Origin of the sequence: Salmonella bongori NCTC 12419 (assembly GCF_000252995.1) — a bacterium.
In the GTDB taxonomy this organism is placed as follows: domain Bacteria; phylum Pseudomonadota; class Gammaproteobacteria; order Enterobacterales; family Enterobacteriaceae; genus Salmonella; species Salmonella bongori.
The window spans coordinates 1,301,403-1,315,941 of record NC_015761.1; the positions used below are offsets into that span (position 1 = coordinate 1,301,403).

Annotated in this window: 13 protein-coding genes and 1 other RNA gene; 9 read left to right on the forward strand and 5 right to left on the reverse strand. The window is 51.2% G+C overall.

Features of this window, described 5'->3' with window-relative positions:
- Nucleotides 1-5 precede the first annotated feature (5 nt).
- The 8 genes from pheT (at nucleotide 6) to selO (ending at nucleotide 8,339) form a co-directional block, all read left to right on the forward strand.
- A complete protein-coding gene (pheT, locus tag SBG_RS06190; RefSeq protein WP_000672312.1) occupies nucleotides 6-2,393 on the forward strand; it encodes a phenylalanine--tRNA ligase subunit beta in 2,388 nt (795 codons plus the stop codon).
- A 4-nt stretch (nucleotides 2,394-2,397) separates the two neighbouring features.
- Nucleotides 2,398-2,697, forward strand: coding sequence for an integration host factor subunit alpha (ihfA, locus tag SBG_RS06195; RefSeq protein WP_001229266.1), 300 nt, complete (start codon nucleotides 2,398-2,400; stop codon nucleotides 2,695-2,697).
- Between the two features lie 202 nt (nucleotides 2,698-2,899).
- Entirely contained in the window at nucleotides 2,900-3,880 is a 981-nt protein-coding gene (btuC, locus tag SBG_RS06200) for a vitamin B12 ABC transporter permease BtuC (RefSeq protein WP_000954978.1), read from the forward strand.
- A 91-nt stretch (nucleotides 3,881-3,971) separates the two neighbouring features.
- Complete coding sequence (locus SBG_RS06205; RefSeq protein ID WP_001181574.1) at nucleotides 3,972-4,523, forward strand: glutathione peroxidase; 552 nt, start codon at nucleotides 3,972-3,974, stop codon at nucleotides 4,521-4,523.
- Nucleotides 4,523-5,272, forward strand: coding sequence for a vitamin B12 ABC transporter ATP-binding protein BtuD (gene btuD, locus SBG_RS06210; protein WP_000080617.1), 750 nt, complete (start codon nucleotides 4,523-4,525; stop codon nucleotides 5,270-5,272). The genes SBG_RS06205 and btuD overlap by 1 nt, the downstream gene beginning before the upstream one ends.
- A 76-nt stretch (nucleotides 5,273-5,348) precedes the next feature.
- A complete protein-coding gene (locus SBG_RS06215; RefSeq protein ID WP_001210799.1) occupies nucleotides 5,349-5,813 on the forward strand; it encodes a C40 family peptidase in 465 nt (154 codons plus the stop codon).
- Nucleotides 5,814-6,121: 308 nt separating this feature from the next.
- Nucleotides 6,122-6,835, forward strand: a complete 714-nt coding sequence (ydiV, locus tag SBG_RS06220; RefSeq protein WP_000587218.1) for an anti-FlhDC factor YdiV — start codon at nucleotides 6,122-6,124, stop codon at nucleotides 6,833-6,835.
- A 61-nt stretch (nucleotides 6,836-6,896) separates the two neighbouring features.
- Nucleotides 6,897-8,339 carry a protein adenylyltransferase SelO gene (selO, locus tag SBG_RS06225; RefSeq protein WP_000175653.1) on the forward strand — a complete coding sequence of 481 codons (1,443 nt, stop codon included), beginning with the start codon at nucleotides 6,897-6,899 and terminating at the stop codon, nucleotides 8,337-8,339.
- 35 nt (nucleotides 8,340-8,374) lie between these two features.
- Here selO and hemP read toward each other — a convergent pair whose 3' ends face one another.
- From hemP to ppsR, 3 genes are all read right to left on the reverse strand, one after another.
- Entirely contained in the window at nucleotides 8,375-8,566 is a 192-nt protein-coding gene (hemP, locus tag SBG_RS06230) for a hemin uptake protein HemP (protein WP_000089119.1), read from the reverse strand.
- A 145-nt stretch (nucleotides 8,567-8,711) separates the two neighbouring features.
- Nucleotides 8,712-9,758, reverse strand: coding sequence for a 3-deoxy-7-phosphoheptulonate synthase AroH (gene aroH / locus SBG_RS06235; protein WP_001082200.1), 1,047 nt, complete (start codon nucleotides 9,756-9,758; stop codon nucleotides 8,712-8,714).
- A 156-nt stretch (nucleotides 9,759-9,914) separates the two neighbouring features.
- Nucleotides 9,915-10,748: a posphoenolpyruvate synthetase regulatory kinase/phosphorylase PpsR gene (gene ppsR, locus SBG_RS06240; protein ID WP_000370990.1), complete on the reverse strand. Its 834-nt coding sequence runs from the start codon at nucleotides 10,746-10,748 to the stop codon at nucleotides 9,915-9,917.
- 336 nt (nucleotides 10,749-11,084) lie between these two features.
- Between ppsR and ppsA the strand changes: the two genes are divergently transcribed.
- Nucleotides 11,085-13,463: a phosphoenolpyruvate synthase gene (ppsA, locus tag SBG_RS06245; protein ID WP_000069412.1), complete on the forward strand. Its 2,379-nt coding sequence runs from the start codon at nucleotides 11,085-11,087 to the stop codon at nucleotides 13,461-13,463.
- Between the two features lie 103 nt (nucleotides 13,464-13,566).
- On the opposite strand, the gene aroD is transcribed toward ppsA, so the two are convergent.
- Together aroD and rprA are read right to left on the reverse strand one after the other, a co-directional pair.
- Nucleotides 13,567-14,325 carry a type I 3-dehydroquinate dehydratase gene (gene aroD / locus SBG_RS06250; protein ID WP_000860210.1) on the reverse strand — a complete coding sequence of 253 codons (759 nt, stop codon included), beginning with the start codon at nucleotides 14,323-14,325 and terminating at the stop codon, nucleotides 13,567-13,569.
- Between the two features lie 60 nt (nucleotides 14,326-14,385).
- An RNA gene (rprA, locus tag SBG_RS21555) (antisense sRNA RprA) lies at nucleotides 14,386-14,493 on the reverse strand.
- Between the last annotated feature and the right edge of the window lie 46 nt (nucleotides 14,494-14,539).

The following is a 14,539-nucleotide window of genomic DNA, read 5'->3' on the forward strand; positions in this document are numbered from 1 at the left end:
AGACAATGAAATTTAGTGAACTGTGGTTACGCGAGTGGGTTAACCCGGCAATCGATAGCGACGCTTTGGCCAATCAGATTACGATGGCGGGCCTGGAAGTCGACGGCGTTGAGCCGGTTGCGGGAGATTTTAATGGTGTTGTCGTTGGGGAAGTGGTTGAGTGCGCCCAGCACCCGAACGCCGATAAATTGCGCGTAACGAAAGTCAACGTCGGTGGTGAACGTCTGTTGGATATCGTCTGCGGCGCGCCAAACTGTCGCCAGGGGCTGAAGGTGGCGGTCGCCACCATCGGCGCGGTACTGCCGGGCGATTTCAAAATCAAAGCGGCCAAACTGCGCGGTGAACCGTCGGAAGGGATGCTGTGCTCTTTCTCGGAGCTGGGGATTTCCGATGACCATAGCGGCATTATCGAACTGCCGGCGGATGCGCCAATCGGTACCAATATTCGCGAGTATCTGAAGCTTAACGATAATACCATCGAAATTAGCGTCACACCGAACCGCGCCGATTGCTTAGGCATTATTGGCGTAGCGCGCGATGTAGCAGTTCTGAACAAATCGCCGCTCCTTGAGCCGAAAATGGCGTCAGTGGCCGCCACGATAGAGGACGTATTGCCTATCGCCGTTGAAGCGCCAGATGCTTGCCCGCGTTATCTGGGCCGGGTGGTGAAAGGTATCAATGTTAACGCGCCGACGCCGCTGTGGATGAAAGAGAAACTACGTCGCTGTGGTATTCGCTCCATTGATGCGGTGGTTGACGTGACTAACTACGTGCTACTCGAACTGGGTCAACCGATGCATGCCTTTGATAAAGATCGCATTGAAGGCGGTATCAAAGTGCGGATGGCGAAAGAGGGCGAAACACTGGTGCTGCTGGACGGTAATGAAGCGAAGCTGACTGCCGATACGCTGGTTATCGCTGATCATAACAAAGCCCTGGCGATGGCCGGTATCTTTGGCGGCGAGCACTCCGGCGTAAACAGCGAAACGCAAAATGTATTGCTGGAGTCTGCCTTCTTCAGCCCGCTGTCTATCACTGGTCGCGCGCGTCGTTACGGTCTGCATACCGATGCGTCTCATCGCTACGAACGTGGTGTTGATCCGGCGTTACAGTATAAAGCGATGGAGCGTGCCACGCGTCTGCTCCTTGATATCTGCGGCGGTGAAGCCGGTCCGGTCATTGATGTGACTCACGACGCCGCGCTGCCGAAGCGTGCCACAATCCTGCTTCGCCGCAACAAGCTTGATCGTCTGATCGGGCATCACATTGCGGATGAGCAGGTCAGCGATATTCTGCGCCGTCTGGGCTGTGAGGTGATTGAAGGCCAGGACGAATGGGAAGCTGTCGCGCCGAGCTGGCGCTTCGATATGGAGATCGAAGAAGATCTGGTAGAAGAGATTGCTCGCGTCTATGGCTACAACAATATTCCGGATGAGCCAATCCAGGCGGGCTTAATCATGGGGACGCATCGTGAAGCCGATTTGTCATTGAAGCGGGTTAAAACCATGCTGAATGACAAAGGCTATCAGGAAGTGATTACCTATAGCTTTGTTGATCCTAAAGTACAACAACTGATTCACCCTGGCGTAGAAGCCCTGCTATTGCCAAATCCTATTTCCGTTGAGATGTCGGCGATGCGTCTGTCCCTGTGGAGCGGCTTGCTGACGACGGTAGTGTATAACCAGAATCGCCAGCAAAATCGCGTGCGTATTTTCGAAACCGGTTTACGTTTCGTTCCGGATACACAAGCCAATCTGGGAATTCGACAGGATCTGATGCTGGCTGGTGTGATTTGCGGCAACCGCTATGATGAGCACTGGAACCTGGCAAAAGAGACCGTTGATTTCTATGATTTGAAAGGCGATCTGGAAGCCGTGTTGGATCTAACGGGTAAACTGGGCGATATCCAGTTCAGGACGGAGTTGAATCCAGCTCTGCATCCGGGACAGTCCGCAGCGATTTATCTGAAAGATGAACGCATTGGTTTTATTGGGGTTGTTCACCCTGAACTGGAACGTAAACTGGATCTGAATGGTCGTACGCTGGTGTTTGAACTGGAGTGGAATAAGCTGGCAGACCGTATCGTGCCTCAGGCGCGGGAGATTTCACGCTTCCCGGCCAACCGTCGCGACATTGCGGTCGTGGTTGCAGAAAACGTTCCCGCAGCGGATATTTTATCCGAATGTAAGAAAGTTGGCGTAAATCAGGTAGTTGGCGTAAACTTATTTGACGTGTACCGCGGTAAGGGTGTTGCGGAGGGCTATAAGAGCCTCGCTATCAGCCTGATCCTTCAGGATACCAACCGTACACTCGAAGAAGAGGAGATTGCCGCTACCGTCGCCAAATGTGTAGAGGCATTAAAAGAGCGATTCCAGGCATCATTGAGGGATTGAACCTATGGCGCTTACAAAAGCTGAAATGTCAGAATATCTGTTTGATAAGCTTGGGCTTAGCAAGCGGGATGCCAAAGAACTGGTTGAACTGTTTTTCGAAGAGATCCGTCGTGCTCTGGAAAACGGTGAGCAGGTGAAACTCTCTGGTTTTGGTAACTTCGATCTGCGTGATAAAAATCAACGTCCGGGACGTAACCCGAAAACGGGTGAAGATATTCCTATTACAGCACGGCGCGTGGTGACCTTCAGACCCGGGCAGAAGTTAAAGAGCCGGGTCGAAAACGCTTCGCCGAAAGAAGAGTAATCAGTTCCAGACATAACATCTGGCAGGGTGTATTACGGCAGATACGCTGCCATCCCGACAGTCTATCGGCGGGATGACAGCGTGTCTGTTAGCCTGAAAGATGACGCGTATAACTAAAAAGGCCGCATAGCGGCCTTTTTTCTTTTAAGTATGGGATAGCCACCGTAAAATCACGCTACCTCTTTTCAGCTGAATGGATAACATGCTGACTTTTGCCCGCCAACAACAGCGACGAAACGTACGCTGGCTTCTGAGCCTGTCATTGCTGGTGCTACTGGCTACATTTCTGAGCTTATGCGCAGGTGAACAGTGGATTGCTCCCGGTGACTGGCTCAGTGCCCGGGGAGAGCTGTTTGTCTGGCAAATTCGCCTTCCCCGAACACTGGCCGTACTGCTGGTTGGCGCTGCACTGGCCTTATCTGGCGCCGTGATGCAGGCCCTGTTTGAAAATCCCCTTGCTGAACCAGGCTTGCTTGGCGTCTCGAATGGGGCTGGCGTTGGGCTTATTGCCGCCGTTTTGTTGGGACAGGGACAACTGCCAGGATGGGCGCTGGGTCTGTGCGCTATTGCCGGAGCACTTACTATTACATTGATTTTGCTGCGTTTTGCGCGACGGCATCTCTCTACCAGCCGTTTACTGTTGGCGGGCGTCGCGCTGGGGATTATCTGTAGCGCGCTGATGACGTGGGCCATCTATTTTTCCACCTCTTTCGACCTAAGGCAGTTAATGTACTGGATGATGGGCGGTTTCGGCGGTGTTGACTGGCAACAGAGCTGGTTAATGATCGCGCTCATTCCGGTGTTAATCTGGATATGTTGTCAGTCGCAGCCGATGAATATGCTGGCGTTGGGGGAGACCTCGGCACGGCAGCTTGGGCTGCCGCTGTGGTTCTGGCGCAATCTGTTGGTCGTTGCTACTGGCTGGATGGTCGGTGTGAGTGTGGCACTGGCGGGTGCTATTGGTTTTATCGGCCTGGTTATTCCGCATATTTTGCGTCTCTGCGGCTTAACCGATCACCGGGTATTACTTCCCGCTTGTGCGCTGACGGGGGCGATTGCACTACTACTGGCGGATGTGGTCGCCCGACTGGCACTGGCGTCGGCGGAATTGCCTATCGGCGTGGTCACTGCCACGCTGGGCGCGCCGGTATTTATCTGGTTGTTGCTCAAATCTGCGCGTTAGCGCATCGGTAACCCACTGTTTTCATCATTCGCAGTCTATGATTAAAGGCTAACGATGAAACTCATTATTCTACCGATATCAGGGAGACGCCATGCAAAACTCGCTTCTTAATACGCAAGTTACGACGATTGATGGAGAGGTTACGACGCTTGAAAAATATGCCGGGAAGGTGTTACTCATTGTGAACGTCGCCTCCAGATGTGGCCTGACGCCGCAATATGAGCAGTTGGAAAATATCCAGAAGGCGTGGGCAGACAGGGGGTTTGTCGTGTTGGGTTTTCCCTGCAATCAGTTTATGGGGCAGGAACCTGGTAGTGAAGAAGAGATTAAAACCTACTGCACCAGTACCTGGGGTGTAACGTTCCCGATGTTCAGTAAAATCGACGTTAACGGCGAAGCGCGCCATCCGCTGTATCAAAAACTGGTAGCTGCAGCGCCCACGGCTGTCGCGCCGGAAAAAAGTGGCTTTTACGAGCGGATGGTCAGTAAAGGCCGTACGCCACTCTATCCGGACGATATCTTATGGAATTTTGAAAAATTTTTAGTCGGCCGGGATGGTCAGGTGATACAGCGTTTTTCACCGGATATGACGCCTGAAGATCCGATTGTGATGGAAAGCATAAAAATCGCGTTGGCAAAATAATGTCTCAGTTGATGCAATTAACCGATGTTGCTGAAAACACCCGCCTGGGACCGCTTTCCGGCGAGGTAAGCGCAGGAGAGATCCTTCATCTTGTCGGGCCGAACGGCGCCGGAAAAAGTACGCTTCTGGCGCGTATGGCGGGGTTAACTTCCGGTGATGGGCGCATTATGTTTGCTGGAGCGCCGCTGGACGCGTGGTCGGCGGCAATGCTCGCCCAACATCGTGCTTATCTTGCGCAACAGCAAAACCCGCCGTTCGCCATGCCGGTCTGGCATTACCTGACATTACATCAACCTGACAAAACGCGCACTGGTCAACTTAACGAGGTGGCCGATATGCTTGGCCTGGGGGATAAATTAGGGCGAAGCGTCAACCAGCTTTCCGGCGGTGAGTGGCAGCGGGTTCGCCTTGCCGCCGTCGTGCTACAAATTCATCCTGACGCCAATCCGGTTGGCCAATTATTGCTGCTTGATGAGCCGATGAATAGCCTTGATGTTGCGCAACAAAATGCCCTTGATAGCGTATTACATCAATTGTGCCAGGCTGGAATCGCGATTGTGATGAGCAGCCACGATCTGAACCATACCCTGCGGCATGCGCATAAAGCCTGGTTGCTAAAGCGCGGTAAGCTCCTTGCCAGCGGTACCAGGGAGGCGGTGTTGACGCCCGCTAATCTGGCGCAAGCTTACGGACTGCGTTTCCGACGGCTTGATGTCGAGGGCCATCAAATGCTCATATCGGCCACTTAAGTGAAATCGTTTCTTGAAAAGCAGGTAATTTCGACGCTAAATTAATACCAAAATAAAAACAGAGGATTGTTGCGGCATGCGTTTTGGGCTTCTTGTTATCACAGCATTGTTCCTGGCAGGATGCAGCACTCACCGGGCACCGGCGCCGAACGCCAGGCTATCAGACTCGATTACCGTGATCGCGGGTCTTAACGATCAGTTACAGTCCTGGCGCGGTACGCCATATCGCTATGGCGGCATGAGCCGCAGAGGTGTGGACTGCTCCGGTTTTGTGGTCGTCACAATGCGTGACAAATTTGATTTACAGTTGCCGCGTGATACGCGTGAGCAATCAAAAGTGGGCACCAGAATCGACAAAGATGAGTTACTTCCGGGAGATTTGGTTTTCTTTAAAACGGGTTCGGGCGAAAGCGGCTTACATGTCGGTATTTACGATACAAATAATGAGTTTATTCATGCCTCTACCAGTCGTGGCGTGATGCGCTCGTCGCTGGATAATGTGTACTGGCGGAAAAATTTCTGGCAGGCAAGGCGAATTTAATTGTGCAGATGTTATTAATTTTTGGTCTGTTTTTAACATGTTGCCGATGGAACTTACGACGTTTGTTGCCGTCCTATATAAAGATATATCTGTAGCTTTTACCAACTCCTATTAAAAGTGGGCATGTTCATGCCCTGTTAAAAGTACAACGTTGGATATTGGTTTATAATCAGGGTAAGTTAAAAAAAGGAACCGGCTTGCCGGTAAAAAAGAAAAATGATAACGCTTCAATTAGTATCTGAAGTTACGTCTGTTTCCGTCCATAGTGACTGGATAGCGAATAACACCCTCACTATGAGGTTGGCGTAATGATTATTTCACTTGATGAACTTTACCATTCCGAACTTTTTTTCCTTCCTGTAATGGATAAAAATGCCCGGCTTGTTGGCCTGGAAATTATCGCGACGTTTGCCACTGAAGACGGTGCTGCACGGATGCCGACTGAGCTGTTAGCGCCACGCCTTTCAGCGGAAGAACAATGCAGTCTTTTTGTTGAAAAACTTGCCTTGTTAGAAACGTGTCAGCACTTTTTTATTCAGCATAAACTTATTGCATGGATTAATTTAACCCCCGCAATTAGTGAATCATTATTATTAGATAGCGAACTTTTTTCCCGAACCGCGCGTTTTCCGTTTCTTGAATTGGCCATCAGTGAGAATTATCCAGGATTAAACCTGGGTAAAGAGAACCAAACGTTAGCGAATCTGGCAATGCATTTTCCATTAATGTTAGCAAATTTTGGGACAGGTGAGGCGTCGACCAGAGCTATTTTTGATGCGCTTTTCAGACGCGTTATGCTCGATAAAAACTTTATTCAGCAGCGAGCCGAAATGATCTCATTTGAGCCATTTATGCGTGCCATTGTTTCACAGCTCTCCTCCAGCTGTGAGTCGCTGATGATTACTGGCATTGATAGCGAGGCAATGTTTACGCGCACTGCGCCATTGGGATTTAGCGCATTTCAGGGCGGGTTATGGCCGCCAGTGCCGGTAAATCAGCTCATTAAACTGGTTCAGCGATAACCTTTCTGTCTGTCGGTGTTTAACCCCTGATTAACCGTCTACACTGGAGACAGGAGGCCCTATGACCCTGTCTTTTACAGCTCGCTGGCGCGATGAACTGCCAGCAACATATACCGCGCTTTTACCCACACCGTTAAAAAATGCGCGTCTGATCTGGTTTAACGACGCGCTGGCGCAGCAGTTGGCCATCCCCGTTTCGTTATTTGACACGACAAACGGCGCTGGCGTCTGGGGCGGCGAAACCTTGTTGCCCGGCATGTCGCCTTTAGCGCAGGTGTATAGCGGACACCAGTTCGGTGTCTGGGCAGGGCAACTCGGCGACGGGCGAGGGATTTTGTTAGGAGAACAAATCCTGGCGGATGGCTCAACCCTTGACTGGCATCTGAAAGGTGCCGGATTAACGCCTTATTCCCGAATGGGGGATGGGCGCGCCGTCCTGCGTTCAACTATACGTGAAAGCCTTGCCAGCGAAGCCATGCACTATCTGGGCATTCCCACTACGCGCGCGTTATCTATCGTGACCAGCGATACAGCGGTTCAGCGAGAGACACAGGAGGCCGGCGCGATGTTGATGCGACTGGCGCAAAGCCATATGCGCTTTGGCCATTTTGAGCATTTCTACTACCGCCGCGAGCCGGAAAAAGTTAAGCAACTGGCCGATTTCGCTATTCGCCATTACTGGCCGCAATGGCAGGATGCGCCGGAGCGGTATGTATTATGGTTTGAAGAGGTCGTGATACGTACAGGCACGCTTATCGCCGAGTGGCAGGCAGCTGGTTTTGCGCATGGCGTTATGAATACGGATAATATGTCAATTCTTGGGTTAACTATCGACTATGGCCCATTTGGTTTTCTTGACGATTACGATCCTGGCTTCATTGGTAACCATTCCGATCATCAGGGACGTTATCGTTTCGACAACCAACCTGCGGTTGCGCTGTGGAATTTACAACGACTGGCACAGACGTTAACGCCTTTTATCGCAGCCGATGTTTTAAACAATGCGCTGGAACGTTACCAGGAAGCGCTTTTAACGCGCTATGGGCAACGTATGCGTCAGAAGCTGGGTTTCTTTACAAGGCAAAAAGACGATAACGCTTTACTTAATGAATTGTTCAGTCTGATGGCGCGTGAAGGGAGTGATTATACCCTTACGTTTCGGATGTTAAGCCACACCGAGCAACAGAGCGCTTCCTCCCCGCTGCGTGATATGTTTATCGATCGTGCAGGGTTTGATGCCTGGTTCGACCGCTACCGGGCGCGATTACGAACAGAGGCGGTGGATGATATGCAGCGTCAACAGCAGATGCAGAGTGTGAACCCTGCAGTTGTATTGCGCAACTGGCTGGCGCAGCGGGCGATAGAGGCGGCTGAACAGGATGATATGTCCGAATTGCATCGATTACATGAAATACTACGCCAGCCTTTTGCCGACAGGGATGATGACTATGCCAGCCGACCTCCAGAGTGGGGAAAGCGGCTGGAAGTGAGTTGCTCAAGTTAACCTGACGCCAGTAGCAAGGTCTACTGGCGGGAGCGCTATTTGGTTAACAGGAGTTTTCCTGCCTGGGTCTTGCGCAACAGATATTCCTGACCGTTGTGATCAATAATGACTTTGCCGTCCGGACCTAATAGCGCCTGACTGCTGACGCGCCGTTCAGCGGCAGGGAGAAGCATTTCATTGTCTGTTTCCTGAGGGTGGGGCAATTCGGTGTTATCCATACGCGACATGATGCTTATTAATAATAAAACTAACAATGATTATTATTATCAATAATTAATGCGGTAACAGCAAGTGCTAATTCTCCGGCGAGTATGTAAAAAGGTGTGGGGAAATGAGGAAAAAATGCCCATCCGCGGCGAGATGGGCAGAACATTAAAAGCGGCTATCTACCGCCGCGGCAAGTTTTTCCAACAGAATTTCTGTATCTTCCCAGTTCAGGCAGGGATCGGTAATAGACTGGCCATATACTAATGGTTGCCCGCTGATAATTTTTTGCGTACCTTCACGCAGAAAACTCTCTGCCATAACCCCGGCAATTGCCGTGGAGCCATGACGAATTTGCTGGCAAATATCATCACAGACTTCCAACTGGCGGCGATGCTGTTTTTGACAGTTACCGTGGCTGAAGTCAACGACCAGATGTTCCGGCAGATCAAATTCGTGCAGCGTGTCGCAGGCGGCGGCAATATCTTCGGCATGGTAGTTCGGTTTTTTACCGCCGCGCATGATGATATGTCCGTAGGGGTTTCCACTGGTCTGGTAGATGGTCATCTGCCCATTTTTATCTGGCGAGAGGAACATATGGCTGGCGCGGGAGGCCCGGATGGCGTCAACGGCAATGCGAGTGTTGCCATCCGTCCCGTTTTTAAACCCGACCGGACAAGAGAGCGCAGAGGCCATTTCCCGATGAATCTGGCTTTCGGTAGTGCGTGCGCCAATTGCTCCCCAACTGATCAGGTCAGCAATAAACTGGCCAGTGACCATATCAAGAAATTCCGTAGCGGTCGGCACCCCCAGTTCGTTCACCTGCAATAGCAAGCGCCGCGCCAGCTCCAGTCCATGATTGACACGGTAACTTCCATTCAGATCGGGATCGGAAATCAGGCCTTTCCAGCCCACTACGGTACGCGGCTTTTCAAAATAGGTGCGCATGACGATCTCCAGGCGCGTCTGATGCTTCTGGCGTTGCGTCTGGAGCTGCGTTGCGTATTCCATGGCGGCATTCAGATCGTGAATCGAACAGGGGCCAATGACGACCAGTAGCCGTGGATCTTCACCGTTTAATATTTTTTCTATCCGGCGTCGGGAGTCGGTAACATGACTGGCGACGGAGGACGACACAGGATACCGCTGCGCAAGTTCGGTCGGTGTCACCAGGCTGTCGATACGCGCAGTACGGAGTTCGTCGGTTCTGTTCATTACTATTCTCAGAAATTTGTTGCTTCAACGGCAGGACTACCGGGAAGTGATGGGGCATCACGATAAACCAATCCCTGCTGATTTCAAGTGCGAGGCGTTTCACTCCTCGCAGACAGAACAATATGATAACAAAAATCAAACCCGCGAACTAGTTTGTTAGTACATTCTGCGGTTAAGTCCCATAATATCGAGAATTTTGGTGGCTATCTCTTCAACGGAATAATTGGTGCTGTTCAGGCAGGGAATTTGATTCTTACGATACAAAGCCTCGACTTCCGCCACTTCCATTCGGCACTGGCGCAACGAGGCGTACCGACTATTTTCGCGGCGCTCTTCGCGAATAGCCGCCAGACGTTCCGGGTCAATCGTCAGGCCGAACAGTTTATGCTGCAACGGTTTTAATGATACCGGCAAGGTCAGATTGTCCATATCATCGGCGATGAACGGATAATTAGCTGCACGGATGCCAAATTGCATCGCCAGATAAAGGCTGGTGGGCGTTTTTCCACAACGCGACACGCCAAGTAAAATGACCTGAGCCTGATCGAGGTTGCGCAACGAAATGCCATCGTCATGCGCCAGGGTGTAATCGATAGCGGCAATACGGGCATCATACTTGTTCAGATTACCCGGATTAAGGCCATGAGTGCGGTGAGCGATTGGGGTGGGGTCCAGTTTCATCTCTTGCTGAAGCGGCGCTACCAGCGCCTGGACGATATCCTGGCAGAAACCTTCGCTCTGTAAGATGATGGCGCGAATTTCAGGTAAAACAATAGAGTAGAACACCAGTGGACGTACACCGGTCTGATGATAAATGGCGTCAATTTGGTCTTTGACAGCGCGGGCGCGGCTCTCGTTTTCTACGAATGGCAGCGTAATGCTGCTGATCGTCACAGGAAACTGCGACATAACCGCATGGCCCAGCACTTCAGCGGTGATGGCGGTGCCATCAGAAATATAGAAAACATGGCGATCAACAACATTATCCATTCTGTTCATCCTGAAGAGTAAACATAATTCTCTGAAAGCATAAATTAAAAGTAATGGGAAGCGTATAACTTGTCGCGTATTTTATAAAATGACATGCATTTTTTATATTTAATGAAAACACTGTTTCATTTATTGAAAACACAGTTTATAGCGAAGATTATTTGAGGAAGACCGCGTCATGCGTGGGTTTGCGCAACTACGTAAACAATCTGAAAAAATGAAAAAATAAATTTGCTTGAACGATTCACCGTTTTTTTCACGCGTTTAAATATGCCAGGATAAATACGCAACTATGTGTTTCTTAAACTCGTTCATTTATCACAAAAGGATTGTTCGATGTCCAACAATGGCTCGTCACCGCTGGTGCTTTGGTATAACCAACTCGGCATGAATGATGTAGACAGAGTTGGGGGCAAAAATGCCTCCCTGGGTGAAATGATTACTAACCTTTCCGGTATGGGCGTATCTGTACCGAATGGTTTTGCCACGACTGCCGATGCGTTTAACCAGTTTTTGGATCAAAGCGGCGTAAATCAGCGTATTTACGAACTGCTGGATCAGACGGATATAGATGATGTCTCCCAGCTTGCGAAAGCGGGCGCGCAGATCCGCCAGTGGATTATCGACACTCCTTTCCAGCCGGCGCTGGAAAATGCCATTCGCGATGCCTACGCGCAGCTTTCTGCGGATGATGACAATGCCTCTTTTGCCGTCCGTTCTTCCGCTACGGCGGAGGATATGCCAGATGCCTCATTTGCCGGTCAGCAGGAAACGTTTCTTAACGTTCAGGGTTTTGATGCGGTACTGGTGGCTGTGAAACACGTATTTGCTTCTTTGTTTAACGATCGCGCGATCTCCTATCGCGTTCATCAGGGATATGACCATCGCGGCGTGGCGCTTTCAGCGGGCGTACAGCGGATGGTGCGCTCCGATCTCGCGTCGTCAGGGGTAATGTTCTCTATCGATACCGAGTCCGGTTTTGACCAGGTGGTGTTTATCACTTCAGCGTGGGGACTGGGAGAGATGGTGGTGCAGGGCGCGGTTAACCCGGATGAATTTTACGTGCATAAGCCGACTCTGGCAGCAGGTCGCCCGGCGATTGTGCGGCGCACCATGGGGTCGAAAAAAATCCGCATGGTTTATGCCGCCACTCAGGAACACGGTAAGCAGGTGAAAATTGAAGATGTGCCGCAGGAACAGCGCGACATTTTCTCGCTCACCCATGAAGAGGTACAGGAACTGGCGAAACAGGCGGTGCAGATTGAGCAGCATTATGGTCGCCCGATGGATATCGAATGGGCGAAAGACGGCCATACCGGTAAGCTCTTTATTGTACAGGCTCGCCCGGAAACCGTGCGCTCACGTGGCCAGGTGATGGAGCGTTATACGCTACATGCACAGGGCAAAATCATTGCTGAAGGTCGCGCTATCGGTCACCGTATCGGTGCGGGTCCGGTGAAAGTGATTCATGATATTAGCGAAATGAACCGCATTGAGCCTGGTGATGTGCTGGTAACCGACATGACCGATCCGGACTGGGAACCGATCATGAAAAAAGCGGCGGCGATTGTCACTAACCGCGGCGGGCGAACCTGCCACGCCGCGATTATTGCCCGTGAATTGGGCATTCCGGCAGTCGTCGGTTGCGGTGATGCCACTGAACGTATGAAGGATGACGAAAAAGTCACCGTCTCTTGTGCGGAAGGCGACACGGGTTACGTCTATGCCGACATGCTCGATTTCAGTGTAAAAAGTTCCAGCGTAGATACCATGCCGGATTTGCCGCTAAAGGTGATGATGAACGTGGGGAATCCGGACAGGGCGTTTGACTTCGCCTGTCTGCCGAATGAAGGTGTAGGGCTGGCGCGACTGGAATTTATCATTAACCGCATGATTGGCGTCCACCCGCGCGCGCTGCTCGAGTTTGACGAGCAGGATGCTGCGTTGCAAAACGACATCCGCGAGATGATGAAAGGTTTTGATTCCCCGCGTGAATTCTACGTAGGCCGCCTGACCGAGGGTATCGCCACGCTGGGCGCAGCCTTCTTCCCGAAGCGTGTCATTGTTCGCCTCTCAGACTTTAAGTCCAACGAATACGCTAATCTGGTCGGCGGGGAACGCTATGAGCCGCATGAGGAGAACCCGATGCTGGGCTTCCGCGGCGCAGGCCGCTACGTTTCTGAAAGTTTCCGCGATTGTTTTGCGCTGGAATGCGAAGCGGTGAAACGCGTGCGTAATGATATGGGACTCACCAACGTCGAAATCATGATTCCATTTGTGCGCACGGTCGAACAGGCGAAAGCGGTTGTTGATGAGCTGGCGCGCCAGGGGCTTAAGCGTGGTGAAAACGGTCTGAAGATCATTATGATGTGCGAAATTCCGTCCAACGCGTTACTGGCTGAGCAGTTCCTGGAACATTTCGACGGCTTCTCAATCGGTTCAAATGACATGACACAGCTGGCGTTGGGGCTGGATCGCGATTCCGGCGTAGTGTCTGAACTGTTTGACGAGCGTAACGACGCGGTGAAAGCGCTGTTGTCGATGGCGATCCGCGCGGCGAAAAAACAAGGTAAATATGTTGGTATTTGCGGTCAGGGACCATCCGACCATGAAGATTTTGCCGCCTGGCTGATGGAAGAGGGGATCGACAGCCTGTCGCTGAACCCGGACACCGTGGTTCAGACCTGGCTGAGTCTGGCGGAACTGAAGAAATAAGCCACGACCAGATAGCGCTATGCTTATCCGGCCTATAAAAGGACGGTTTTGTGTAGGCCGGATAGCGCGGTATGCCGCTATCCGGCGCTTGCATCATGCCGGGTCAGGCGTTATGCAGAATCATTAATACGCGGCGTAGATCATTAACGGCGATTTGCCCCGGCGCTGAAGCCTGCTTCACGGCGCCAAACGTGGCGGCAGATCCAAACACTTCCCCTGCCAAACGAGAAATGATGCCCTCTTTCGCCATCGACATAGTAATCACTGGACGATCAGCATAGCGTTGTTGCATCTCCAGCGTGGCAGTGAGTAACGCTAATACATCATGCTTGCTTTGCGGCATAACAGCAATCTTGGGAATATCTGCGCCGAGTGCTTGCATTTTCCGTAGCCGCAGAACAATTTCCTCTGCAGGTGGCGTCTGGTGAAAATCGTGGTTAGACATTAAGACATAAACACTATGTGCATGGGCATAATCGACGGTAGCTTTAACATCAGCATCGCCGGTAAATAGCTCAAGATCGATCATATCGATCAGGCCGCTGTCGACTGCGGCACGATTAAGCGCGAGATAATGTTGAGTGGTTATCGACTGCTCGCCGCCTTCTTTGGCGCTACGGAAAGTAAACAGTAATGGAATATCAGGCATTACATCGCGGATAGCACGCGCTGCTGTAAGAACGGATGGTATAGAGGCGATATCCGCAAAGTGATCCACGCGCCATTCCAGAATATCGAATGTTGCTTCGCGGTAGGCCAGCGCTTCCGCTTTCACGGTGTTGATATCTCTTCCCATCAACGACACGATAATTTTGGGCATCCCTTCGCCAAGGGTAATATTTTTTACGGTGACGGTTTTCATGCGTGTCCTGTCAGTTTTTCTCTTCTCGCCATTATGAACTGTGAGGCGGGCCGCTTGAAGCAAAAAAAAAGCCCATCGTGGGAGACGGGCAAAGACTACACACAGCAATTCGTTGTTTCACTCAGGGGATTTCCATGCTTATAAATCAATGTGTTGATTTATAACCGTGTGCTAATAGTAAGCATGAGCACTTTTTGCGTCGATCAGATTCGTC